This window comes from Acinetobacter sp. V116_7, from assembly GCF_056735735.1.
Genome location: NZ_JBWZIF010000025.1, coordinates 81725 through 106796, shown reverse-complemented (window position 1 = coordinate 106796; position 25072 = coordinate 81725). Strand labels below are relative to the sequence as shown.

The window sequence follows — 25072 nt, the reverse complement described above, 5'->3', positions numbered from 1 at the left end:
TAGGGGCGTCGCCAAGTGGTAAGGCACCGGGTTTTGATCTCGGCATCCGTTGGTTCGAATCCAGCCGCCCCTGCCATTCTCTTATTTTAAAGACAGACTTAATTGCTATGCTTTTTGTTGATTAATCTTGACATTGCATTGCAAAAATATTAAAGTTCTGCCGCATTAGGGGCGTCGCCAAGTGGTAAGGCACCGGGTTTTGATCTCGGCATCCGTTGGTTCGAATCCAGCCGCCCCTGCCATCTATTTAATTACATACCAACCGCCAAGGGTGCTTCATGCCCAATCTTGTCGTTTTTAGTGGAAATGCTCATCCACAGTTCGCTCAAAAAGTCGTAAGTCACTTACATATCCCTCTAGGTGCTGCATCAGTCGGTCACTTTTCTGATGGAGAAATTTCAGTAGAAATTACTGAAAATGTTCGTGGTAAAGACGTATTTATCGTTCAGCCTACTTGTGCCCCTACCAATGATAACCTTATGGAAATCTTGGTTATGGCAGACGCTTTGCGTCGTGCAAGTGCTGGTCGTATTACCGCTGTTATCCCTTATTTTGGTTATGCTCGCCAAGACCGTCGTCCACGTTCTGCACGTGTACCGATTACAGCTAAAGTTGTTGCAGACATGCTTACCACTGTTGGTATTGATCGTGTCGTAATGATTGACTTACATGCTGACCAAATTCAGGGTTTCTTCGATATTCCAGTCGACAACATCTACGGTACTCCTGCTTTGCTTGCTGACTTACGTCAACAACAGCATGACAACCTTATGGTGGTTTCTCCTGACGTTGGTGGTGTAGTACGTGCTCGTGCCGTTGCCAAACAGATGGGTGACATCGATTTAGCAATTATTGACAAACGTCGTCAAAAAGCCAATGAGTCGCAAGTTATGCACTTAATTGGTGACGTAAAAGATCGTGATTGCGTTATCGTAGATGACATGGTTGATACTGCCGGTACATTGTGCAAAGCAGCTGATGCGCTTAAGCAATTTGGTGCACGTCGTGTAGTTGCATACGCAACTCACCCTGTACTTTCTGGCAAGGCTATTGAAAACTTACGTAATTCAGTTATTGATGAATTGGTTGTCACTGACACCATTCCTCTTTCTGATGAAGCATTAACCTTGGGCAAAATCCGTCAGGTTTCTGTTGCTAGCATGGTTGCTGAAACGATTCGTCGTATTAATAACGAAGAATCTATCAGTGCGATGTTCGATAGTTTATAATACCGCAGCTTTTATGAACCCTGGCCTTGGCTGGGGTTTTCTATCACTAAACTGGTCGCAAGTTTAGTATATTTAAACTTTAATGAGGATTTACTCATGGCAAACTTCGTATTAAACGCTCAAGCGCGTGCTGAAGACAAACAAGGGAAAGGTGCGAGCCGCCGCCTTCGTCACGAAGCATTAATTCCAGCTATCATTTATGGTGGCAATGCTGAGCCTGTAGCTATTACTTTAGAACTTCGCGAGCTTGTAAAAGCTTTAGAAAACAATGCTTTCTTTGAAGAAGTTGTAGAAATCAAAGTGGGCGACAAAGTTGAAAACGTTAAAATCCAAGCGTTACAACGTCACCCATCTAAAAACACTCCTATGCACGCTGACTTCAAACGCGCATAAGTGTTGAAAGGCGTAGATTAGTGTCAAATATTTCGCTAATTGTTGGTTTGGGCAATCCTGGTTCAGAATATGCCCAAACCCGCCATAATGCAGGCTTTTGGTTCATTGAACAGCTTGCTAATAAATATGGCATTACATTAAAAAATGATCCGAAATTTCACGGAATCAGTGGACGTGGTAATATAGAAGGACACGATGTCCGTCTACTTCTACCCACTACATTTATGAACCGTTCTGGACAAAGTGTAGTTCCATTTGCAAAATTTTATCAAATTGCTCCCGAAGCAATTTTGATTGCTCATGATGAACTTGATATGAATCCTGGTGTAATTCGCTTAAAAACAGGCGGAGGACATGGCGGTCATAACGGTTTACGTGACATTGTCCCTCATATTGGTCCAAATTTTCATCGTTTACGTATTGGTATCGGACATCCTGGCTCAAAAGAAAGAGTTTCAGGTCACGTACTTGGAAAAGCACCAAGTAGTGAACAAAGTCTGATGGATGCTGCAATTGATCATGCCCTTTCTAAAGTGAAACTACTTGTTCAAGGACAAGTTCCACAGGCCATGAATCAAATTAATGCATATAAACCCACTTAAATTGTTGAACAATCATGCTTGCTATCTTGCTTTTTTAGGAGCAAAATGCGCATCAGCCACTTTGCCAACCGCAAAAGCTAAAGATTTCACCATAAGATCTACATCTTAGGTCTACTCAGGAGACGCTAGCCATGCTATCTCGTTTATTAAAATGCAAAATTCACCGTGCAGTTGTAACCCATGCTGAACTTCACTATGAAGGTTCTTGTGCAATTGATGGCGTATTGATGGACTTAGCTGGTATTCGTGAATATGAAGAAATTCATGTTTGGAATGTAACCAATGGCAAACGCTTCACGACTTATGCGATTCGTGGTGAAGATAACTCTGGAATTATTTCAGTAAACGGCGGTGCTGCACATCAAGCAGACGTTGGTGATCTCGTCATTATTGCTACATTTGGTGATTTTACTGAAGCTGAAGCAAACATTCATAAACCACGTTTGGTCTATGCAAACCCAAATAATACAGTCAACCACACAGCGAATTGTATCCCTGTTCAAGTTGCTTAATTTCTTCTAAGAATAAAAAAGCCCGCTTTGACGGGCTTTTATAATTTTATAAATCCTAAATCGTTCCTTCCCACCAGTTCTTTTGCTGTTTGCAATTCAATGGTTGAAGCCCCTCTCCTCGCAAATCAAACAGAATCGCCTCTCCTTTTGTATTTACCTTAAATTCAGCATACTTTGCTTTCTGATAGCATTGAGCTAGACCTTCAGCAAACAAGAAACTTCGTGAAGCGGGATATAAAGCCTGTAAACGATTTTCAGGATTTTTTAAAATTAAACTTTGCCCAGCAAATGAATTGCTAGTATCTAAAATTGTACGAACTACACGATTTTGCGAATCTAAAATAACTTTTGCTGGAACAGAAGAATGATTAAAAATTACCTGATCTAGAGCCTCACTCTCACTTCCTGCAAGAGCTTTAAGAGATTGTAAATTTAACTCATAAGCCAGTGCCATATAGTCACCTTGTAAAATTGAACGCGGGTCGACTGGTCTAAGCTCAATAAATATACTTTTACTATGATGCAGATACCATTCGTTTTTTGCCACTAATCCAACAAAGATTAATATGGTAGCGAATGCAAGAATAAGAGAAAAATACTTTTTCATTCTTTCTCTCCTTCAACTTCAATGAGATTATCTTTATTTTCACGATGAAGTAACCATGACAGAGCCAAGAGAACAGCACCAGAAATAAAAATTGAGGCACTCTTGGCTAGAAAAGTTATTTGTAAGTTGTAGTAGAGCTGCCAGAACACTAAAACTAATACAGCCAAGCTAACTCCATAAACAATATAATCGTTCTTTTTTAATGCCCACGTTAAAATAATGAACAGGATAAAAATTTCAAAATAGCCAAGTGTAATAAGCAATATGCCAAAAATTAAAAAGGCAAAAAAAGTAATTCCATGAAGTTGTCGATATAAATGAAAAATACTAAAACATAGCAACCATATGCTAGGTAGCAAATATAAAACCCATAGCTGCTGATCTATCGGACTCTCTGGGATTAAACCCATAAAAGCATCAAAAAAAGAAGCTGCTAAAATTACGACAAGCACACATAAAAAAATACTACGCTCATATAGCGCTATTGATTTGCACTTAGGCAACAGCACCAAACTAAAAACCAAGTAACTAAGAAAAGTTAAATTTAAATAGGTCTGATTAGAATGTATAGACCACAATGAATGGTCTAGTTGTAGCAAATAGAAAAAAGCAATGCCATAGGTAGCAAGCATTTGAATTAAAATGAAGAACCAATGCGGTTTAAGGAAATAACTGATACATAGAATAAAAATCTGTGCAATTAAAACCCATAGAATTTGATCTGTCTCTGAACCAAGATGAAATAAGAAAGCAGTCTGCCCACTGATAAATAAACAATAAGCAAATTGTCGAAAGAAATAGCTTTGTGATTTCTTTAAAAGAATAAAAGCTAATCCAACAAAAATAATTCCAATGACTAAAGAAATCGCCTCCCAAAACACCAGCGTAAAAGCTGCAAGTGCTAGACCTGCAAGCCAAGCACCAATTGCCAATGGAATGACATAAAAGCGGCTTTGACGAAAAATTTTTATTAAAAGATAACTAATCAGTGCAAACCAAATAAAAATAATGCCCGCAATCAATAAAAAGATGAACTCATTAGAATCTTTAAATAAGTTATTAATCCCATCTACAAGCCATATTGTTGCAGTCACGCCGAGAACAGCAGCCATTAAACTGGCACATAACTGATCGTCTTTTTTGAAGAAATAATAAAAAGCGATGAGTCCTGAAAAGAACGCCGAGATCAGATAAGGAATATTTTCATTCGATAAATATTGGATCATTCCAATGATTGAAATAACTGCAAACCAAGCGATAAAAACAAATCTTAAAGCGCGATACTTCTTTATACACACCCCAAACTCGACAAGGCTTAATAAATTTAGAGCGAACAGATATAAATATGGAAACTTTTCTGACCAAAAAGTCTGTTTAAAAAATAAAAAAAGTGTGAGCTGGCTGGTTATACAAATTAGACCAAAAATTCCAATATTCGGTCGATATAGCCACGGTAGTAAAAGCAATGTCCAAATTAAAAAAAGCAAATAACTGTCTGCACCAGTTTGATAAACCTGTCCGATAACGGCCAAGCTTAAGCCTATCATCAAGCCACAAATACTGTGTAAGGTCTGCCTAACACCTTCAGTTAAGGTATCTTTTACACTGAACCATGCTGTCACAAGTAATATAAGGGGCGGGATAGCGAGTTGAATGCTATCTGGAAGCATCAACCAATTAGCAGCAATTAAATAAAGAATACTGAGCGCCATAAATACATAACTGAAAATATGGAGATGCTGAATAAATGAGCTATTTATTAGAGGATAATAGTCTCTTATCTGCATGAAACACCTATTTTATTTATAATTTTCTATAAAAAACATAGCATTCCATTTTCATATCAACAAGTAAGCTCTTGTTAAAAAGCTTAATTCTATTTATGAAAATACTTATTCATAATGAGACTTAGCATTCTACAAAAGCATCTAGCCAATTTTGCCAAGCGCGCTATAATGAAACCCATCGCTTCAGGGCGGGGTGTAATTCCCCACCGGTGGTAAAGTTAATTTTTATAAATAAATTAACAAGCCCACGAGCTTAAATTTTTTAATTTGAGCAGATTTGGTGAAACTCCAAAGCCGACGGTATAGTCCGGATGAAAGAAGACGACGAACTGGGATAAATCCGTTTTATTTCAGTGCCAGCCTGTTTTTACATCAGTCCTGAAATGTTCAACCGTATTTTTACGAGAGCGTTTCATTATGTCTAGCTTAATTCAACCAGAACTTTTTTTCTCAGCCCTCTCTCCTGCTGAGCAGCGCATTCAACAAGCATTAGAAGATATCCGTCAAGGCAAACCAGTCTTGGTTATGGATGACTTTGACCGTGAAAATGAAGCTGATCTCATTGTTGCAGCCGAAACGTTAACGGTAGAAACAATGGCACGCATGATTCGTGATGGCTCGGGTATCGTATGTTTATGCCTTACAGAAGAGCTAGCAGATCATCTAGAACTACCACCAATGGTTTCTCAAAACTCGAGCCAGTTTCATACCGCTTTCACAGTAACCATTGAAGCTGCTCAAGGTGTTACTACAGGTGTTTCTGCTAAAGACCGTGTTACTACCATTCAAACTGCAATTAAAGATGGTGCCGTACCAAGCGATCTTAATCGTCCAGGTCACGTTTTTCCATTACGTGCACGTCATGGTGGTGTACTTACTCGTCGTGGTCATACTGAGGGAACAATTGATCTAGCAAGATTAGCAGGACTAAAACCTGCTGGTGTGTTATGTGAATTAACTAATCCGGATGGTACGATGGCATCAGGCATTCAAGTTTTAGCATATGCACAAACTCATCACTTAACCGTGATTACCATTGAAGAGCTGGTGCAATATCGCCAACAACATAGTGTTTAAAATAAATTTAAAAGGTTTGACTTGCTTACTTACAAGTCAAACCTTCAAATTATTCATTTTGAAATTTAAGAAACTTTCTTTTGTGCTGCCACTTCTTCAACATAGTCCAAAAGTTCAGAGAATTGCTTAATCATTGCTTTTGGCTGTGCTTGAGCAAGTTCTTCTGGTGTTCCGTAGCCATAAGTCACAGCTACCGCTTCAATACCATTGTGACGAGCACCTAAAACATCATATTGACGGTCGCCTACCATTAAACACTCTTCCGGGTTTAATTGCTCATGCTCAAGAATATAATGAATAAGTTCAGCTTTATTGGTGCGCTCCCCTGTCAGTTCACTACCATAAATATGTACAAAATATTGGCTTAATTCAAAATGATCTAAAATACGTTTTGCATAAATCGTTGGTTTAGCAGTGGCAACAAATAAACGATACCCTTCTTCTTTTAACGCTTTAAGTGTCTGTACAACAGAAGGATATACTTCATTTTCAAATAAACCAATCACCGAGAAACGCTCACGATAAGCAAGTAAAGCTTGTTCAGCTAACGCATCATCTTGAGTAGCCAACAATTTTGCGAGTGAAGGTTTTAAGGGTGGGCCAATGGTCCAGTCAATATTTAAATCGGCAGCCAATGGATAGCCTAGTTTTTCCATTGCATAGCGAATTGAAGTATGGATACCAACTTTTGGGTCTGTTAGGGTTCCATCTAAATCAATCAAAATATGTTTTATAGCCATTCAATCACTAACCCAGTAAAGTATTTAATTCAATTGGTCGAGAGTTTAATCAAACTCTCTTATACTAACGTAAATTTAAATTGAAAAGGAAATAACCGTGCGTCCAACCGTACTTTGTTTCTCGGGTTTAGACCCTTCAGGTGGTGCAGGTTTACAAGCTGATATTGAAGCGATTGGACAAAGTGGTGCTCATGCAGCAATTGCATGTACAGCGCTTACCATTCAGAACTCACAACAAGTATTTGGCTTCGAAGCGACCTCAAAAGAACTATTATTAGCTCAAGCCAATGCCGTTGTTGGTGATTTACCAATTAAATGCGTTAAGTCAGGCATGCTTGGCACTACAGATAATATTGCTGCTCTAGCTGAATTTCTTTGCGCACACCCTGACTATCAATATGTACTTGATCCTGTTTTAGTGGCAAACAGCGGTGGTTCTTTAGGTGATCAAGCGACTCTTGTTAAAGCATTTGTTGAGCTTATTCCCCTAGCCACTATTATTACTCCCAACACGGTCGAATTACGTGCATTAACAGGTACTGATGACTTAGACCAAGCAACCAAAAAACTTTTTGAAATGGGTGCTAAAGCTGTATTAGTTAAAGGTGGACACGAAGATACACCAGATCATATTAAAAATAGTTTATATATTAATGGTGAACTTGCAGCGAGTAGTAGCTGCCCCCGTCTTGAAGGCGAATATCATGGATCAGGTTGTTCTTTAGCTAGTTTTATTGCTGGTCGTTTAGCTTTAGGTGATTCTTTGAAAATTGCAGTTCAGCATGCTGAAACATGGTTATTCGGTGTTTTAAAGAATGCTGACACTCCAGTGCCAAATGGGCAAAAAATACCAAAAAGATTTTAAAAAGAAAAAAAGGCGCCAAAAGCGCCTTTTTTATTACCCTCAATTATTGAGGAATACGTAAAACCTGTCCAGGGAAGATCTCATCTGGATCTTTTAACATTGGTTTATTTGCTTCAAAGATTTTTGGATATTGATTTGCATCACCGTAAAATTCTTTCGCAATTTTTGAAAGATTGTCACCAGATTTCACTGTATAAAATTTACTTTCTGGTTCAGGAGTTGCAACAGTCATCTGGTCATCTACTTGTGCCACATGATCAATGTTTCCAACAATAAGAATAATTTTCTCTTTATCTGCTTGGCTTTTTACCTGCCCTTTAATAATTGCGGTATCTGTAGCACCATTATAGGTTACAGATAAGCCCTCTACCCCTAAGCCTAAACTTTTAATTAAACCTAATAATTTATTTGCAACTTCTTGTGCAGAAGGTTCTGCTGGTGTTGCCGGAGCTGGTTGTGGTTCTGCAGGAGCGGTATTTTTCTTACCAATACCTTTTACAAAATCAAAAAGACCCATCTTTTAGTCCTCATATTATTGTTTATAGTAAAGTCATTAAACTGACCTTTATTGTTATACTTCAAAAAAGTTATGCCTCTGCTATCAATTGAGGTTGATCTTGTAAAAATATGTATCTCTTAAATTTTTTCTCCAATAAAAAAAGCCACCTTACGGTGGCCTTCTTTTTATTCAGCAATATGCGAATTAACCAAGTTTTTTAGTTACATAGTCAATTGCAGATTGAACTGTAGTGATTTCGTTAGAATCTTCATCAGGGATAGTGATGTCGAAGTCATTTTCGAAAGACATTACAAGCTCAACTAAATCTAAAGAGTCAGCACCTAAGTCATCCATAAAAGATGCTTCGTTTTTAATCTCTTCAGCTTTAAGACCAAGTTGTTCTGCAACCGCTTGTTTAACGCGTAGTTCGATATCGCTCACAGGAATTCTCCTCATTGCTTGTGGCGTTTGATTTGCCACTAGTTTAATTGAATATAAAAATTTTTAAAAGTTTATACATCAGCCTTAGGCCATGTATAAACCACCATTTACATGTAATACCGTACCGGTAATGTAACCTGCTTTATCACTTGCAAGGAAACTCACCGCATTTGCGATATCTTGTGGCTCACCTAAGCGATTTAAAGCCACTTGATCACTCATTTTTTTGCGAATGTCTTCACTAAGTGCATCTGTCATTTCTGTTGCGATGAAACCTGGTGCCACACTGTTCACAGTGATTTGGCGGCTACCCATCTCTTTTGCAAGACTACGGCTAAAAGCTTCAATACCTGCTTTTGCAGCAGAGTAGTTCGCTTGGCCTGGGTTTGCAAAGTGCGCAACAACAGAACTAATATTAATAATGCGGCCAAAGCGCGCTTTTGTCATACCTTTAAGCACACGCTTAGATAAACGATATACAGCTTTAAGGTGAATATTGAGAATGTCATCCCAATCATCTTCTGACATGCGTAGCAATAGATTGTCTTTCGTGATACCCGCATTATTAACCAAAACAAGCACAGGGCCATAGTTCTGTTCAATATGAGAAACGACTGCTTCAATCTCATCGAGATTACGCACATCGAGAGCTAAACCTGCACCTTGCTCACCAAAGCTTTCACTTAACTTTTGTGCACCAGATTCAGATGTCGCAGTACCTACAACAAAATAACCGTCTTGAATAAGTTGCTGGGCAATTGCAGCGCCAATGCCCCGACTCGCGCCCGTTACTAATGCAACTTTGCGTTCTTGTGTCATGCAATTTTTCCTTCTGCCACTAAAACAGCATTTAGGGCATCTTCCATTTTACTCTTGCTATCAATCGCAAAAGCTTTTTCTATATTTGGTAAACGCTTCGCGAGATTACTCAATACTGTACCAGGGCCACACTCAACAACGTAGTGAATACCTTGGTCTTGTAAGAACTGCATCGTATCTGTCCATTGTACAGATTGGTACAATTGAGCAGTCAACGCCTGACGCAATTGAGCAACATCGGTAGCTATTCCCGCGTTGACATTTTGTATTACAGGTATGGTAGGCAGCTCAATGGCAGTTTGTTCCAAAGCTTCTGCAAATTTTTCAGCAGCAGGCTTCATCAATGAACAATGCGAAGGAACTGACACAGGTAAAGCAATTGCCTTAGCAGATTGCTCTTTTGCCAAAGTCATTACTTGTTGTACAGATGCTGTACTTCCGGCAATTACGACTTGGCCTTGTGAATTATAGTTTGCAGCTTCTACTGAGCCTTGACCTTCTGCATTCACGATTTGGCAAAGTTCAACCACTTTTTCATCAGCCAAACCAAGGATGGCAGCCATAGCTCCTTCCCCTTGAGGAACAGCGCTTTGCATGAGTTTGCCACGCAAATTCACGAGTTTCACTGCATCTGCCAAGCTCATAGATCCTGCAGCAACCAAAGCGCTGTATTCACCTAGAGAATGCCCTGCAAGGTACTTAGGTGCCAGACCACCTAAATCAAGCCATACACGCCATAAAGCGATACTGGCAGTTAATAACACAGGTTGGGTATTTTCTGTTTGGTTGAGACCTTCTCCACTTTGCGCAATATGCCACAGATCGAATCCAAGCGCATCTGAAGCTTCCGCAAAGGTTTGCCCAACCCCACTAAACTGTTCTGCTAGTTCAGCAAGCATACCGACTTTTTGTGAACCTTGACCAGGAAACACAAACGCAGTTTTTGTGGCTAAAGCTACTTGTTCAAGACGTTTAGCAGACATAAGAAATCCTTTTTTGGGTTTTCACTCATTTCTGGAGCGGAAATTTAACATGTTATTTATATTTTTATAATTGCGAAAAACAACAAAAAAAGGGAGCTTTCGCTCCCATTTTTTCTATACTTAAGCATCACGCTTAATGCATATCATACAATTATTCAGCATCAGCTGCTTTAGCGAATAATTGACGACCACGGTAGAAACCGTCTTTAGTCACGTGGTGACGACGATGAGTTTCACCAGTTGCTTGGTCTACTGTTAATGCATTCTCGGTTAAAGCGTCATGTGAACGGCGCATGTCACGGCGAGAGCGACTTTTACGGTTTTGCTGAACGGCCATGATGGCTCCTTACAAAGATCGAAAAAATGGATCAGAACAAATTCAGTTGTCTTATCTCACAATTATATCACAAATTATGAGTTAAGTTTACCCTTCAAACCTGCCAAAACATCAAACGGGTTATCCCGTTTTTCTTCAACAACATTTTGAATGGTAGGTTGATGTTTATTTTCACAAGCATCATGCTTGGGAGATAAAGGCATCAACAATAACAGTTCATCTTCTAGTAATGCGAGCAAGTTAATCGAGGCTGGCGTATCATAATCGCCTTTCGTCGAAGACTCACTTTCACCTAAAACGATGAAATCAGCATCCTCATCCAAGCGCTCTATCAGTGACTCATCATCCACTAATGCAATATGAAAGTCTAAGACAAGAGGCATTTCAACAGGTTCCAAACAACGTTGGCACTCCATTGGAACTATCGTGTCCATATGACCATCCATCCACACAATGCGATGATATGCATCCATTGATAGCTTACAGTCTATGTTGATCAATTGGTTATCAATTGATCCAACAGCTTCACGAGCGATACGAGCAAAGCGAGACAAGGGCAGTTGACCTGACCATGTAAAGCCTTGTTCAGCCCATTTAAACGGCTCAATCTGTGCCGGAAAGGTATTTGCTGACATAATTAAGGCGGCAATTCTACAAATTCATCGGTACTCTGTCAAAGATTAAGATACAATTTTGCACTTCTTTAGACAGAACTCGGGGTAAATTAAGCAATGCACCTGTTGCAGCCGCAACCTGAAGTTAACACTTCATTACTCGTTTGCACCCATTCAACTCATCAGAACACTCTTGTACCTGACATAGTGCAACTCTCACCATGGTCAAGCTCAAAATCAGAGTCTGAGCAAGTCGATTGGCTTATTTTACACTTTAATCACTGGTTTTCCCACCATAATGTGACATTAGTTCGTGGAGATTTTGAACCAGAATATTTCCCTGCAACAAATATAGAACCTGCCAAGATTCAATTTGCCCATGGTTTCTTTAATAGTGCCTTGCATGAAATTAGTCATTGGTCTATTGCAGGTGAAAAAAGACGTCTATTACCGGATCTAGGATATTGGTACGCTCCCGATGGCCGTACGCAAGAACAGCAAAGTCTATTTGAACAAGTCGAAGTTAAGCCTCAGGCAATTGAATGGTTGTTTGCACAGTCTTTTGGTAGAAAGTTTAGAGTCTCGCTTGATAACCTGACAGGTGATGGTGGAGATGGCAAAATATTTAAAGATAATGTCTATGCTCAAGTACAGCGTTACTTTTCAGGTGAAGCCAAGTTGCCACGTGATGCAGCAGCATTTATTGGTTTTATTTGCCAATGTACACGTTCAGGCCTAGCATTACAATTAAATGAATTTAAACGTGAACTCCTTGATTAATTGACAAAAAAACCACGTTAATTACTTGCATAGGTTGTTTAAAAAGCCTAATAATTATTTTAACACTGGCGTGATGGAGTCTCTAAAATATGATGCATTTACATGTACATCCTGAAAATCCACAGCAACGCCTTATTAGCCAAGCGGTTGAACGCATTCGTGCCGGAGATGTTGTGGTTTATCCTACCGATGCAGCCTACGCAATTGGGTGCCAAATCGGTAATAAAAATGCCATGGAACGTATTGCGCAGATTCGCGGTTTAGGACCTAAACATCAATATGCCATTATGTGCTGTGACTTATCAGATATTGCAACGTATGCAAAAGTTGATAATGCAACATATCGTTTATTGAAAGCGAATACCCCTGCTATAACGACATTCATTTTACCTGCAACAAGTGAAGTTCCTCGTAGGTTAATGCATCCTAAAAAGAAAACGATTGGCTTACGTATTCCAAGTAATCCAATTTGTCAGGCTTTATTACAAGAGCTTGGTGAGCCCCTACTTACGAGTACATTAATTTTACCGGGCCAAGAAGACCCTCTAGATGATCCGTACGATATTGAAAATCAGCTAGATAAACGAATCGATGTATTTATTGATGGTGGTTTCGGTACTTTAACAAGCACAAGTATTGTCGACTTATCGGGTGAGCATCCTGAAATTATCCGTCGTGGTATTGGCGATGTAAGTGCTTTTGAATAAGCACTTACAATTTTTACCAATAGTTTTAAAAAAAGTATTATCACTCAAAAAAATACTCTTTATTTATTTTGGATTTTTTTTACACTTTAGTCGTTAAGTAATTTATTAAAAGGCACAATTCATTTAGAATGATTTTCACTATCTGCTGTTCTTCTGTTTACAGCTCTCTTTGACTTGAATAACAAGTCTCATGCTTTTGAAAATTCGCGTGGCTTATAATCGTAATGAATCAATCACTTCATCAATCCATGGAAGACGCTCCACACATCCGTGTTTTAGATGAGTGGCATGACAAGATTCCTGAAGATCTCTATATTCCTCCTGCTGCATTTGAGATTTTGCTCGAACAGTTTGAAGGTCCCCTAGATTTTTTAATTTATCTGATTCAAAAAAACGGTTTTGATTTAATTCACGTCGATATTGCGCCTATCGCAACTCAATATTTAACTTATATGGATAGTATGAAATCCTTAAATATTGAGCTAACCGCTGATTATATGGTGATGGCAGCTTTATTGGCAGATTTAAAGTCTCGCCTGCTTTTACCAAAGCCAACAATCATCAGTATTGAAAAAGATCCTAAGCAAGAACTTATTGATCGACTTGAAACCTATCTACGTATCAAGCAAGCGGCTGAACGTTTGGGTCAAATGCCAATTCTTGAGCGTGATACATTCAGTGCAAATGTGAGCTTAGGTCATATTGCTCCTGTTTATGAAGGCTATGATATTTCAGCATTACATGACGCATTGTTCTGTGTGTTTAACCGACCAGAACCTATTACGCATGTTGTGGCTCAAGAGCCTGTCTTACTCGAAGAACGCATTGCATATATTGAAGAGAAATTAGAGTCTGGTGACGTGTTAAGTTTTAAAGAATTGCTCAATCCTCTGCAAGGTCGCATGGGAATGGTTGTGACATTTATGGCTGTTTTAGAGTTAACCCGACAACAGCGAATTAAAATTATTGCCTCAGGTATTGAAGCTCCGTTAGCAATTCAAGGATCTTCAATATGAGCTTTGAACAAAATAATACGGATTTGTCATTAGCTGACATTCACCACGAAGTCTTATTACAACTTGAAGCTATTATTTTTGCTAGTGAAGCGCCCGTTTCAATTGCCCGTTTAAAAGAAGCATTTAATAATCAATATAATAAACAACAGCTTCGTCAACTTTTACAACAGCTCGCGCTATTACAACACGGCCGATCTATTGAGTTGATTGAAACAGCACAAGGGTTTCGCTTTCAGGTACGATCTAAATATCGTAGTATTATTGCTCAAATTTGGCCAGAGCGACCAACAAAACTGTCGCCTTCATTACTAGAAACCCTGGCTGTCATTGCTTATCATCAACCGGTTACCCGCGCTGATATTGAACAAATTCGTGGTGTGTCTAATAATAGTCAGATTCTTAGAACACTATTTGACTGGAACTGGATTAAAGAAGCCGGTTTTAGAGATTTACCCGGAAGACCCGCGTTGCTAATTACAACGCCTCAGTTTCTGAATGCTTTTGGTCTAGCATCGCTAGGCCAATTGCCTCCCCTACAGAACGCCAAGGAAGCCTTTATGGCTCTCGATGCAAATGCACCGAAATCATAAAGAGGTGGACTGTTGATCATTATGTCTAAGGTTGTGCTGTCATGAGTGAAAAATTGCAAAAAGTATTAGCGCGAATCGGATTAGGTTCCCGCCGATATATGGAAGAGGTTATTGCCGCAGGACGCGTGAGTGTAAACGGTCGTGTTGCCCAAGTGGGTGAGCGCATTGAACCAGGCGATGAATTACGCATTGATGGCCGTAAAGTTCAGTTTCAAATTGAAGACGAAATTCGTCGCCGTGTATTGATTTACTATAAGCCAGAAGGCGAAATCTGTTCACGTAATGATCCTGAAAAACGCCCGACTGTATTTGATCATTTGCCACAAATTGCGAATGACCGCTGGGTAATGGTAGGTCGTCTAGATATTAACAGTACTGGTCTATTACTATTTACAAATGATGGTGAGCTTGCTAACCGCTTAATGCACCCATCAAATGAAGTTGAACGTGAATATGCTGTTCGAGTTATGGGTGAAGTAACACCTAAAATACGTCAAAACATGGTAAATGGCGTAGAACTTGAAGATGGCCCTGCTAAATTTGAATCCTTCTCGGAAATTGGCGGTGAAGGTATTAACCGTTGGTACCAAGTTGTAGTGAAAGAAGGTCGTAACCGTGAGGTTCGTCGTATTTTTGAATCACAAGAACTTAAAGTAAGCCGCTTATTGCGTACGCGCTACGGTACAGTTATTTTACCACGCGAATTACGTACTGGCCGCTGGATGGAACTCGATAAAACTGACATCGATAATCTAGCAAAATCTGTTGAGTTAAAACCACGTCAAGGTACAGGTTTATTTGGTATGGCAAAACGTCGTACTGACCGTATGACTGAAAAGCCAATGGCTGCTCGTCGTGGTGGTTACTTACGCCAACAACGTCGTGATGAAGAAAAAGAAGCTCCGGCTAACACGGGTAACCAACGTAAATCGACTGGTTTTAACCGTGGTTCAAAGAAATTCTAAGTTATTTATTAATGTAAAAAAACCGCTCACATTAGAGCGGTTTTTTTATAGCTTTTTAACTTAATTCATTTTTTCCAGCTCAATCCATTCAGCTTCAGGGAAATGAACTGCTAAATAATCTTTCAGATAATTTGAAGTATCTTGAGAAATTAATGGATCTTTTGATTCATCTTTCAGGTTATAAACCAAAGCCTTTAATTTAAGTCTATGAGACTTAAGTGCCTCAAGACTAAGTAAAGTATGGTTAATACTTCCTAAACGGCCTGATGTTACCAAAATAACAGGGAACTGGTGCTGAACGACATAATCAATGGTAAGAAGACTGGTGGTTAATGGCACCATTAAGCCGCCCGCACCTTCTAACAATACAATTTCAAAACGCTCTGCCAATGTTTGTGTCGCATTTTCAATTTTTTGAAAATCAATTTCGCGATTATCTAGGCGTGTTGCAAGATGAGGCGAAGCAGGATAGCTAAAAATTTCAGGCATGGTTAGCTTGTCATGATCTTCTTGAAACCAGCCCTGCCCCATAATTTCACGATGCTTTTCAATATCTTCAGAAATATCAGCATTACCCGTCTGAATGAGTTTTTGGGTAATTACTTTTTTACCCTGCTCAGTCCATAATTTTGCTAAAAAACCTGTAGCGTAGGTTTTACCAATGTCGGTATCAATCCCACTCACAAAATAGATCTGGCCACTCATTTACTTCACTCTCCGGGCAATACAATAAATCGGATGATATGTGAGGGAATATCCATCAGCGTACTTAAACCGATCATAATCTTGATAAAACTGTTGTAAAGCTTGCTTAGTCCAACGGTGCTGAGCAGTTGCCGTTACACCTGTTGCTTTTAAATGCTGCAACACAGCTTTAGGCGAATCAAAATAGAGTTGAGTTTCCGACTCTGACAAATGCAAAATCTCAAAACCAGCCTGAGTTAAGGCACTATTCCAATTTTCAACTGACCAATAACTTAAGCCTTGGCCTGTCAGCTCTTTAATTTCCATTAAATTCTGAGAGCCGAATGTTGAGAAGCATAACCAGCCTTGATCAACTAAAGCCCCATTACAACGTTCGAGTAAATGCGGTAAATCCTGCATCCATTGCAAAGCAGAACCTGAAACAATCATATCGAGCTGCTGGGGAAACTCTAAAGTTTCAATGTCCCCAATCAACCATTTCAAATTTTCTTGATGATTGAAGTGCTGCTGCACATCTGCATACAGATCATTCAAAATTAACTCTTCAATCTGAAAAGATGCAGTAATAAGACGAGTTAAATTGCCAGAACCACAACCGATTTCAAAAACACGTGATATCGTACTTGGGCAAAACTGCTTTAGTAAGCCCGCTAAATTTTGGCAAATTTGTTTTTGAACTATTGCATGCTCTGAATAGCTTTGCCCAGCTTTGGCAAAACGCTGGGCAACCAAGTTTTTATTCAAACTCACAGAAAACTCACCAATTCTTCAAGCTCATGTTGCTGCACCATTGACGTTAAAGAAATACGCAAACGTGCACTATTTTTAGGTACTGTTGGTGGGCGTACAGGCATGGCATAAAAGCCGCTTTCTTGAACGTGTTTTGCCTTATCGATCGCAGCCTGACTCTCTCCCACAATAATTGGAACAATATGACTAGTCGACGGGCTTACATAACCCTTTTGTACAACAGCTTGTTGAAGATATTGGCTAATATTTTTTAGGTGTTCACGCTGAGGTTGAGCAACTAATACTTTTTGGAATATAAAGTTTACCCAAGCTACAATAATAGGAGGTTGAGAGGTCGTAAAAATAAGCGGACGCATTTTATTAATAAGATAGTCTTTAAGAATTGGATCGCAAATAATGTAACCACCGACTGCTGCTAATGCTTTACCGAAGGTACCAACTAGAAAATCAATTTCTTGAATGACATTATATTGTTCAGCACATCCTAAGCCTTGCTGACCACGAGCACCAATTGAGTGTGCTTCATCGACATATAGCATGGTTTTAGCAAAACGTTTTTTAAGCTGGACTAATGCAGCTAAATCCGTTTCATCACCATCCATACTAAAAATACTTTCTGTGACCACAATGATTCGTTCAATCTTGTCATCATCATGATACTTTTGCAGAAGTTGTTCTAAGTGCTTTAAATCATTATGTCGATAACGCACATACTGCGCACCAGATAAACGTATACCGTCAATCATGCTCGCATGGACTAACTTATCTGCCAAAATTAAAGTTTTGCTATCAGCAACAGCAGGCAAAATACCAATATTCATGTGATAGCCACTATTAAATAGCAGAGCCGACCGACCACCAAATGCATTACTTAGGCTATTTTCCAACTGTTCATATTCATCAAAGTTACCCGTCAATAAACGAGCCGATGAAGAACTAAAATAGCTCCGCTCTAACGGCAAGCTATCTAAAAACTCTTGGCGAAGATTTAGATCAGCCGCCAGTCCCAGATAGTCATTTGAAGCTAAGTTGAGCATTGTTTTATTTTGAATTGTAATAAAACGGCCATGCTGCACATTTTGGGTAAATTGTCTGAAATTACCTTGTTGTTTTAATTCATCTAACTCGTTAGCAAAATGATCAAGCAATGACATCTTAATGTGCTCCCTGTAACGTTTTAACAACGTCAACCAATTGTTCAAGCAAATCACTTAGCTCTTGTTGAGTGATGACATACGGTGGCATTACATACACCAATTTACCAAAAGGACGAATCCAGATTCCACGGTCTACAAATTGTTGCTGTAAAGTTTTCATATCGACATTAAAGGTAAGTTCTACTACACCAATTGCACCCAGCACTCGTACATCAGCAATATAATCAAGCTGACTTAAAGGCGTTAAATATTGGCTAAGCTGTTGCTCAATTCGCTTAATATTGGCTTGCCAATCTTGCTCAATTAATAATTGCGTACTTCTCAAGGCAACAGCGCAAGCAAGCGGATTGGCCATAAAAGTTGGACCGTGCATAAATACCCCAGCCTCACCGCGACTAATCGTTTCTGCAACATGCTTTGTTGTTAAGGTCGCAGACAAAGTCATATAGCCGCCTGTTAACCCTTTACCTATGCACATAATGTCGGGCTCGACTTGAGCATGTTCCCACGCAAAGAGCTTACCCGTACGGCCAAAGCCAGTAGCAATTTCATCAAAAATTAATAACAGATGATATTTCTCGCAAAGCGCTTTAGCCTGACGTAAATATTCAGGATGATAAAAACGCATGCCCCCTGCACCTTGAACAATTGGTTCGATAATGAGTGCAGCAAGGTTTTCATGATTTTGCTGAATAGCCTGTTCTAGCTCGGCAATATCTTGAGGATTCCAATCTTCATGAAATTTGGTCTGTGGTGCTGCTACAAAAAGGCGGTTTGGTAAGCTGGTACCAAAAATCTGATGCATACCTGTAACAGGATCACAAACAGACATCGCATTCCATGTATCACCGTGATAACCCGAACGCGTAGTAATAAAATTTGTTTTTTGTGGTTGGCCCTGTGCTGTCCAGAACTGCACAGCCATTTTCAGAGCAACTTCAACGGCAACTGATCCTGAATCTGCATAGAAAATTTTATCGAGACTTGGCGGTGTAATTTTTAAAAGAATTTTCCCAAGTTCAATCGCAGGATCATGGGTTAGCCCACCAAACATGATATGTGACATGTTCTGTAATTGATCTGTCACTGCCTGATTGAGTTCAGGGTGGTTATAGCCGTGAATTGCACACCACCAAGACGACATACCATCAATTAAAGTTTTACCATCATCTAGTTCAATCGTTGCCCCATAGGCACGTTTCACTTTAAATGTGGGTAAAGGTTGAGTCATTGAAGTATAAGGATGCCAAATATGTTCTAAATCAAAATTATCGGTCATCCTATTTACCCTTTTACAGCGTTCAAATCTTTCATTGAACACATGTTAAACCTGTTAAGAATGAAAGAAAATTGCGATATCAATCAAAGCTTATTAACTTTGCTGATGAATTGTTAAAAATTGGCAGATTTCTTCAATTGTTCTTTCGACCTGTAGGTAGGGAAAAGCATGTGTAACATCTTTTAGTAGCTTATAACTCATGTTTTTTGTTGCGATATCCTCAAAATTTTCAACAATCTTGCAAGGAATGACACCATCTTGCTCTGCGAATAAATGAAGCTGTGGACCAGAGTAATTTTTTAAGTTATCTACCAAGTTTAAATGCTCTAACATTTCTAACCCTTGTAATAACACGTCATAAGGAGGCGGGTTTGATATATTTTGCATGTTTAGCCAATCTTTTTTAGCTTGTGCTGAACCTTGAGTAATTAAATAATAAAAGCGCTTTAAAGTAGCTTGCGAGTTCTCTAAAAAAGACGCTTTAAATTGACTAAATACATCAGTAGACATTGCTGTTTGCCAATTGTCATTGGCAACGAAACAAGGGTTTGAAGCGAGCGTAATTAAAGTTTTTGTTTGCCCTGTTTGCTTGTAAAAAATATCAACCAGTTTAGTCGCTAACTGCCCACCTAAAGACCAACCGATTACCACATCAACTTCAGCCACTAAATCAAGCTGTGCTTGAAAGTTACGATCTAAAACATTAAAAATATTAATGAGTTGAGTTTCAAAACCCGCTTTTTCCAAATGTAATTTTAGAGTTTGTAAAGGTTCCACACCTACTCCCCAACCCGTAATTAATAAAATTTTATTTTGTAACTTCATATGCCTGTCCAAAGCGAACTTTATAAGGATTATATAATATTATCGTTTTAAAATATCTTTTAAAATCAACATAAAAATTGAATTTCAAAAAGTAAAATCAATGATTTATGAGTATTTAATATTCTGAAATATATTGATAAATAAGACCTGCATTATTCATAGTAAATATACAAAACTTTAATTATCTAAACATTGAAGCCACTCAAAAAACAACATAATCCACACTTCGCCTATAAATCCATTATGCAATGTAATTAATGTTAATACTTATGTTTTTTTATTAAAAGAAATGACTCATCAATTCATTTTAATGTTAGAAGATTAACTATTGAACAAAATATATTGGGAAGGCTAATATGAACAGTCAAAGTACAATATCTGATGGGAGAGAAAAAAATACATATTTTGTTACACCAGATGATATTATAAAAACTTTATCTTTAGATAAAAATTACTGCTTATTTTTGGATATTGATGGGACGTTAGCACCCTTCCAAATTAATCCTGAGCAAAGTTTTATTCCAAACACCACATTAGAAACTATAAAAAAAATTATTAAATTAAATATACCTGTTATTGCTGTAACAGGTCGAGATGTAGACACAGCTTGCAATCTACTACAGTCTATTGATATTCCTGTTGCTGGCTTGCATGGTTTAGATATTTATTTTGGCTCAGATCATTATATTCGACCAGATTTAAGTTCGATTAATTTTAAAAAATTAAAACAAGATATTATGAAATCTTGTGAGAAATATCCTAAATTATTAATTGAAGATAAAGGATATTCTATTGCTTTACATTACCGAGAAAATCCCACTCTAGAAAATAATGCTATTAATATTATGCATCAGATTAATCCTGATTATCCGCAACTAAAAATAAATAATGGGAAATTTGTTGTTGAGTTAATACCAAACCAAGCTGACAAAGGTAAAGCCATTCAAACTATATTAAATCATCTTAATTTACCTTCTGTAGTACCGATTTTTATAGGAGATGATTTAACAGATGAATCTGGTTTTATTTTTATTAATCAGCACGCTGGTCTCACGATTAAAGTAGGGTCCGGCGAAACACAAGCCAACTACAGATTAAAAGATATTGATAATGTCGCGAATTTTCTTCTTTTATTTAAAAACAGAATAAAAAGCTTATATGTCAAAAATAGCCAAAATGAGAATGGAGAACAAATATGTCTAAATTAATTGTGTTATCGAACAGAATAAGTATGCCATCAGGTAAAGCTTCAGCAGGTGGCCTTGCCGTGGCTGTGCAAGATGCTTTGAATGATAGTAATGGTATTTGGTTAGGCTGGAATGGTCAGCAAATCACCGATGGCGAAGCACCAGAATTTGAACAGGCCTATTCTGAAGGAATTGATTACATTACCTGCCCTCTTACTCATCAACAATACGCGCAATATTACTGTGGATTTGCAAATAAGGTTCTCTGGCCAGCAATGCATGCCCGAGAAGATCTGATTGAATATAATGCCCAAGAATATAATACCTATCAAAAGGTCAATCGGTTATTTGCTGAAAAATTAAAACAGCTTGCACAGCCTGACGATCTTATTTGGATACATGATTATCACTTTTTTAGTGTGGCGCGTTACTGCCGTGAATTAGGCATGCAAAATAAAATTGGTTTCTTCTTACATATTCCTTTTGCTAGCCTAAATATCTGGCACAAAATTCCAGTAGCTCGAGAATTAATTCAAGACTTGAGTCAATATGATGTTATTGGCTTACAAACTCAGATCGATCAAAATGCATGTATGCAAACTTGTCTAAATTTACTTGAAGCTCAGAAAATTCAAAGCAATAGTATTAGCTATAAAAAACGTCAAATATTAATTAAGTCGTACCCAATTGGTGTTCAGCCAGAGATTATACAAAAGCAAGCACAACAGGATTTGGCGATCTCTTCCGTGTTTAATTTTGAAGAAATCCCACGTCAAAAAACGATTATTGGGGTTGATCGTATTGATTACTCAAAAGGTTTACTCGAAAGATTTAATGCCTTTGCAACCTTTTTGGAAACCAGCCCCGAATATCATGGTTTAGTTCGACATCTTCAAGTTGCAATACCTTCTCGTACCGATATTCCAGCTTATCAACGTTTATATCAACGTTTTAAAACCAAGCTAGAGTTAATTAACGAAGAGTTTGCACATGAAGACTGGAGACCGGTAGATTGCTGCTATGACACGGTTCAACACCATAATCTGATGCACATTTACCGCCATTCAGATATTTGCTGGATCAGTTCACTACGCGATGGTATGAACCTAGTCGCTAAAGAGTATATTGCAGCCCAAGACCCAGAAAATCCTGGGGTACTCATTTTATCTAAATATGCTGGAGCTGCTGAGCAGATGTCTCAAGCCTTGATTGTTGATCCGCAAGATAGAGCAGCAATGATGGATACTTTGAAAATGGCTTTAGAAATGTCTAAAACTGAGCGTATTAATCGTTATGAGCAATTAATAGAGGGATTAACATCTTCTGATCTTACCAATTGGCGAAATAATTTCTTAGATGATTTGGAAAAAACACCAACTCTACTTATGAAGCCTCAGCGGTTATTACAAGATAATTATCAATCTATTTATCAAGTTTTATAAATCTAAATAAAAGAGCATCGAGAAATTAAATTTCTCGATGCTCTTTAGATTGTTTCTATTATTTATAAATCAATTCGTCTTTGCGAGTGTAAAGCGATTAAGTAAAGCAATAACGAATAGCAATACAGCCACCCCTGTTAAAACCGTACTTAAACCCGTCCATTCCCCAATTAAACCAATTAAAGCTGGGCCGCTTAATGAACCTGTATAGGCAATCGTTGAGACTAAAGAAAGTGCTGCTGCTTTCGGCATCTTGTTTTGTCGACCTACGCGAGAAAACATCACTGGCACAATATTAGAACAGCCTAATCCTAATAGCGCATAACCTAGTACAACCACTTGCCACACGGGTGCTGTCACAATAACAGCCATACCAATCGCGGCCCCAATTGCACTATAAGTCACAATATTTTTTTCGCCCCATTGCTTAAGCAAGACATGACCTGCAAAACGACCAGTGGTCATGCTAAGCGCAAAGAAAGTATATGCGAGACCAGCAAAAGCAGGATTAAGTTGATATTTAGTCGTTAAATAAATACCCCCCCAATCCATCGCCGCACCTTCTGATAAAAAGGCGATAAAACACATCATACCAATAAGCAGAATAATGCTATCGGGACGATAACGTTTTTTCGGTGGTTGAGTTGTATCTTCATGTGGCTTTTCATCCTGTTCAAAAGATGTTAAACAAGAAGGAATAGCAACACCACCAATAACAAGCAAAATCATAACGACTGATAAAGTACTCATTAAGGGTGAAAGCCCTACTGCCAATAGCGCTGTCACAAGCATAGCGCCCGTTAAGCCACCAAGACTACACATTCCATGGAAGCTAGACATGAGAGCTCGCAAGCTATGTTTTTCAACAACCACTGCTTGTAAATTGATAGCGACTCCAAGACATCCTGCTGCCGATCCAAAGACAAACAATGCTACAGCCATGGTCACAATGCTGCTCCACATCGTAAGGCTAGGTAATAAAACCATTAACAGCATCAATGCTAAAGCAATTAACGGACGACATCCCCAGCGCTTGACTAAAGCACCTGTCGCAGGCATAGCAATCATTGAGCCAATACCCATACAAAGCAAAAGTAAACCAAAATCGGCATGATTCAGGTTTAGACGCTGCTGCGCAAAAGGAATGAGAGGTGCCCAAGCTGCAGTCGCAAAACCTAAGCTAAAAAAGCTTAGTCGTGTTGCAAGACGCTGTGTGCTTAAGAGAGTAGCTGTGTCTAAAACAGCAGGTTTGGTAAATAACATATTTCGCGAACTCACCATAAAATCTTTGGCGATCCATACCAACCGATTTTCCATAGAAAAACCCTTGCCTCATTAAATTTCTAGGCAAGGGTTTTGTTGGCGAAATTATAAACAATTTCATAAAAAAAACAGGGGGTGCGATGCAATTTTTCTGACTTTTTTGTAACTGCCAAAGCCTTATATAGTAAGGCTTTGAATATGTTCAATTTGACAAAATTAACATTTAAGCAATGAGTTGATTTTATAAATATAAGCCAATAAAAAACCCAGCTTAAGCTGGGTCATTTTATTAAATTTGAGATTGAATATAGTTTTGTAAGCCAATCAACTCAATTAAACGTAATTGCTTTTCTAACCAATATGTATGGTCTTCTTCAGTATCTGATAATTGTTGACGCAACATATCACGGCTAATGTAATCGCCCTTCTCTTCACAGAGTTTGATACCGGTCGCTAACTTTTCGCGAACATGATATTCAAGCGCCAAATCAGCTTTTAAACAAGTTACAACGTCTGTACCAACATTGATATCTTCACGATGCATGTTTGGTTTAGCACCTAAGAACAATACACGGCGAATAATCGCATCAGCATGAGAAGCTTCTTCTTGCATCTCATGATCAATACGTTCATAAATTTTATTTAGGCCCCAATCCTCATACATACGAGAATGGATTAGATATTGATCACGGGCAGCCAATTCTCCGCCAATGAGCATATTTAAATAGTCTATGACTTCTGGATTGCCACGCATAATAAATCTCCTATCGTATGAAGACTATTATGAGCAATCTTAAAAATGATTGCAAAATAAAAAATAGTTAAGTTTATGATTTTTATCAAATTAAAATGAGAAACATACGCATTTGCAGTTTAAGTTATTTAAATTTCCTGTGCAAAA

29 protein-coding genes, 2 tRNA genes and 1 riboswitch are annotated in these 25072 nt (G+C 38.4%); of the genes, 15 read left to right on the top strand and 16 right to left on the bottom strand.

Annotation, left to right across the window (positions count from 1 at the left end):
• The first annotated feature begins 1 nt into the window (after position 1).
• The 6 genes from AC1PJP_RS11100 (at position 2) to panD (ending at position 2736) form a co-directional block, all read left to right on the top strand.
• Positions 2–76, top strand: a tRNA-Gln gene (locus AC1PJP_RS11100).
• Between the two features lie 91 nt (positions 77–167).
• Positions 168–242 (top strand) — tRNA-Gln (locus AC1PJP_RS11095).
• Positions 243–278: 36 nt separating this feature from the next.
• Positions 279–1229, top strand: a complete 951-nt coding sequence (locus AC1PJP_RS11090) for a ribose-phosphate pyrophosphokinase (RefSeq protein ID WP_005303079.1) — start codon at positions 279–281, stop codon at positions 1227–1229.
• Positions 1230–1325: 96 nt separating this feature from the next.
• The gene (gene rplY, locus AC1PJP_RS11085; protein ID WP_004794199.1) at positions 1326–1622 is read left to right on the top strand and encodes a 50S ribosomal protein L25; all 297 of its coding nucleotides are present in this window, start codon (positions 1326–1328) and stop codon (positions 1620–1622) included.
• Positions 1623–1642: 20 nt separating this feature from the next.
• Positions 1643–2224 carry an aminoacyl-tRNA hydrolase gene (gene pth / locus AC1PJP_RS11080; RefSeq protein WP_003653332.1) on the top strand — a complete coding sequence of 194 codons (582 nt, stop codon included), beginning with the start codon at positions 1643–1645 and terminating at the stop codon, positions 2222–2224.
• Between the two features lie 131 nt (positions 2225–2355).
• Complete coding sequence (gene panD / locus AC1PJP_RS11075; protein ID WP_002120296.1) at positions 2356–2736, top strand: aspartate 1-decarboxylase; 381 nt, start codon at positions 2356–2358, stop codon at positions 2734–2736.
• Positions 2737–2791: 55 nt separating this feature from the next.
• On the opposite strand, the gene AC1PJP_RS11070 is transcribed toward panD, so the two are convergent.
• Together AC1PJP_RS11070 and AC1PJP_RS11065 are read right to left on the bottom strand one after the other, a co-directional pair.
• Complete coding sequence (locus AC1PJP_RS11070; RefSeq protein WP_479766979.1) at positions 2792–3343, bottom strand: GDYXXLXY domain-containing protein; 552 nt, start codon at positions 3341–3343, stop codon at positions 2792–2794.
• On the bottom strand, positions 3340–5130 hold the full coding sequence (locus AC1PJP_RS11065) for a DUF2157 domain-containing protein (protein WP_479766978.1): 1791 nt from the start codon (positions 5128–5130) through the stop codon (positions 3340–3342). The genes AC1PJP_RS11070 and AC1PJP_RS11065 overlap by 4 nt, the downstream gene beginning before the upstream one ends.
• 176 nt (positions 5131–5306) lie before the next feature.
• Positions 5307–5457: riboswitch (FMN riboswitch) on the top strand.
• A 90-nt stretch (positions 5458–5547) separates the two neighbouring features.
• On the opposite strand from AC1PJP_RS11065, the gene ribB reads away from it, so the two are divergent.
• Entirely contained in the window at positions 5548–6207 is a 660-nt protein-coding gene (gene ribB / locus AC1PJP_RS11060; RefSeq protein ID WP_479766977.1) for a 3,4-dihydroxy-2-butanone-4-phosphate synthase, read from the top strand.
• A gap of 65 nt (positions 6208–6272) precedes the next feature.
• Here the strand turns inward: ribB and AC1PJP_RS11055 are convergent, their stop codons facing one another.
• Entirely contained in the window at positions 6273–6947 is a 675-nt protein-coding gene (locus AC1PJP_RS11055) for an HAD-IA family hydrolase (RefSeq protein ID WP_479766976.1), read from the bottom strand.
• Between the two features lie 97 nt (positions 6948–7044).
• On the opposite strand from AC1PJP_RS11055, the gene AC1PJP_RS11050 reads away from it, so the two are divergent.
• Positions 7045–7812 carry a hydroxymethylpyrimidine/phosphomethylpyrimidine kinase gene (locus AC1PJP_RS11050; protein WP_479766975.1) on the top strand — a complete coding sequence of 256 codons (768 nt, stop codon included), beginning with the start codon at positions 7045–7047 and terminating at the stop codon, positions 7810–7812.
• Between the two features lie 43 nt (positions 7813–7855).
• Here AC1PJP_RS11050 and lysM read toward each other — a convergent pair whose 3' ends face one another.
• The 6 genes from lysM to AC1PJP_RS11020 form a co-directional block, all read right to left on the bottom strand.
• Positions 7856–8329: a peptidoglycan-binding protein LysM gene (gene lysM, locus AC1PJP_RS11045; protein ID WP_005303067.1), complete on the bottom strand. Its 474-nt coding sequence runs from the start codon at positions 8327–8329 to the stop codon at positions 7856–7858.
• A gap of 186 nt (positions 8330–8515) precedes the next feature.
• On the bottom strand, positions 8516–8752 hold the full coding sequence (gene acpP, locus AC1PJP_RS11040) for an acyl carrier protein (protein ID WP_004641570.1): 237 nt from the start codon (positions 8750–8752) through the stop codon (positions 8516–8518).
• An 84-nt stretch (positions 8753–8836) separates the two neighbouring features.
• Positions 8837–9571: a 3-oxoacyl-ACP reductase FabG gene (gene fabG / locus AC1PJP_RS11035; protein ID WP_004794212.1), complete on the bottom strand. Its 735-nt coding sequence runs from the start codon at positions 9569–9571 to the stop codon at positions 8837–8839.
• Positions 9568–10554, bottom strand: coding sequence for an ACP S-malonyltransferase (fabD, locus tag AC1PJP_RS11030; RefSeq protein ID WP_416669868.1), 987 nt, complete (start codon positions 10552–10554; stop codon positions 9568–9570). Before fabD ends, fabG begins: the two co-directional genes overlap by 4 nt.
• A 151-nt stretch (positions 10555–10705) precedes the next feature.
• Complete coding sequence (gene rpmF, locus AC1PJP_RS11025; RefSeq protein WP_000290730.1) at positions 10706–10891, bottom strand: 50S ribosomal protein L32; 186 nt, start codon at positions 10889–10891, stop codon at positions 10706–10708.
• A 74-nt stretch (positions 10892–10965) separates the two neighbouring features.
• Entirely contained in the window at positions 10966–11526 is a 561-nt protein-coding gene (locus tag AC1PJP_RS11020; RefSeq protein WP_004794216.1) for a YceD family protein, read from the bottom strand.
• Between the two features lie 96 nt (positions 11527–11622).
• Here AC1PJP_RS11020 and AC1PJP_RS11015 point away from each other — a divergent pair, with 96 nt between their 5' ends.
• From AC1PJP_RS11015 to rluB, 5 genes are all read left to right on the top strand, one after another.
• Positions 11623–12285, top strand: coding sequence for an elongation factor P hydroxylase (locus AC1PJP_RS11015; protein ID WP_013198804.1), 663 nt, complete (start codon positions 11623–11625; stop codon positions 12283–12285).
• A gap of 89 nt (positions 12286–12374) precedes the next feature.
• Positions 12375–12992 carry an L-threonylcarbamoyladenylate synthase gene (locus tag AC1PJP_RS11010; RefSeq protein WP_004794219.1) on the top strand — a complete coding sequence of 206 codons (618 nt, stop codon included), beginning with the start codon at positions 12375–12377 and terminating at the stop codon, positions 12990–12992.
• 224 nt (positions 12993–13216) lie between these two features.
• Entirely contained in the window at positions 13217–14008 is a 792-nt protein-coding gene (locus AC1PJP_RS11005) for a segregation and condensation protein A (protein ID WP_034590956.1), read from the top strand.
• A complete protein-coding gene (gene scpB / locus AC1PJP_RS11000) occupies positions 14005–14598 on the top strand; it encodes an SMC-Scp complex subunit ScpB (protein ID WP_004794223.1) in 594 nt (197 codons plus the stop codon). The genes AC1PJP_RS11005 and scpB overlap by 4 nt, the downstream gene beginning before the upstream one ends.
• Before the next feature lie 41 nt (positions 14599–14639).
• Positions 14640–15563: a 23S rRNA pseudouridine(2605) synthase RluB gene (rluB, locus tag AC1PJP_RS10995; RefSeq protein WP_004794225.1), complete on the top strand. Its 924-nt coding sequence runs from the start codon at positions 14640–14642 to the stop codon at positions 15561–15563.
• Positions 15564–15623: 60 nt separating this feature from the next.
• On the opposite strand, the gene bioD is transcribed toward rluB, so the two are convergent.
• The 5 genes from bioD to AC1PJP_RS10970 form a co-directional block, all read right to left on the bottom strand.
• Positions 15624–16268, bottom strand: a complete 645-nt coding sequence (bioD, locus tag AC1PJP_RS10990; RefSeq protein WP_479766974.1) for a dethiobiotin synthase — start codon at positions 16266–16268, stop codon at positions 15624–15626.
• A complete protein-coding gene (gene bioC, locus AC1PJP_RS10985; RefSeq protein ID WP_479766973.1) occupies positions 16269–17018 on the bottom strand; it encodes a malonyl-ACP O-methyltransferase BioC in 750 nt (249 codons plus the stop codon). It lies immediately after the preceding gene.
• Positions 17015–18172, bottom strand: a complete 1158-nt coding sequence (locus AC1PJP_RS10980) for an 8-amino-7-oxononanoate synthase (protein ID WP_479766972.1) — start codon at positions 18170–18172, stop codon at positions 17015–17017. The genes bioC and AC1PJP_RS10980 overlap by 4 nt, the downstream gene beginning before the upstream one ends.
• Position 18173: 1 nt before the next feature.
• Entirely contained in the window at positions 18174–19454 is a 1281-nt protein-coding gene (gene bioA / locus AC1PJP_RS10975) for an adenosylmethionine--8-amino-7-oxononanoate transaminase (RefSeq protein WP_416718374.1), read from the bottom strand.
• 93 nt (positions 19455–19547) lie between these two features.
• Complete coding sequence (locus AC1PJP_RS10970) at positions 19548–20279, bottom strand: alpha/beta hydrolase family protein (protein WP_479766971.1); 732 nt, start codon at positions 20277–20279, stop codon at positions 19548–19550.
• Between the two features lie 356 nt (positions 20280–20635).
• Between AC1PJP_RS10970 and otsB the strand changes: the two genes are divergently transcribed.
• Positions 20636–21487, top strand: coding sequence for a trehalose-phosphatase (otsB, locus tag AC1PJP_RS10965; protein ID WP_479766970.1), 852 nt, complete (start codon positions 20636–20638; stop codon positions 21485–21487).
• Positions 21475–22908, top strand: a complete 1434-nt coding sequence (locus tag AC1PJP_RS10960) for an alpha,alpha-trehalose-phosphate synthase (UDP-forming) (protein ID WP_479766969.1) — start codon at positions 21475–21477, stop codon at positions 22906–22908. The genes otsB and AC1PJP_RS10960 overlap by 13 nt, the downstream gene beginning before the upstream one ends.
• Positions 22909–22977: 69 nt before the next feature.
• Here AC1PJP_RS10960 and AC1PJP_RS10955 read toward each other — a convergent pair whose 3' ends face one another.
• Positions 22978–24171 (bottom strand): MFS transporter, encoded by a 1194-nt coding sequence (locus tag AC1PJP_RS10955; RefSeq protein ID WP_479766982.1) that lies wholly within the window; start codon positions 24169–24171, stop codon positions 22978–22980.
• A gap of 289 nt (positions 24172–24460) precedes the next feature.
• Positions 24461–24925, bottom strand: a complete 465-nt coding sequence (gene ftn / locus AC1PJP_RS10950) for a heteropolymeric bacterioferritin subunit Ftn (protein WP_004794241.1) — start codon at positions 24923–24925, stop codon at positions 24461–24463.
• Between the last annotated feature and the right edge of the window lie 147 nt (positions 24926–25072).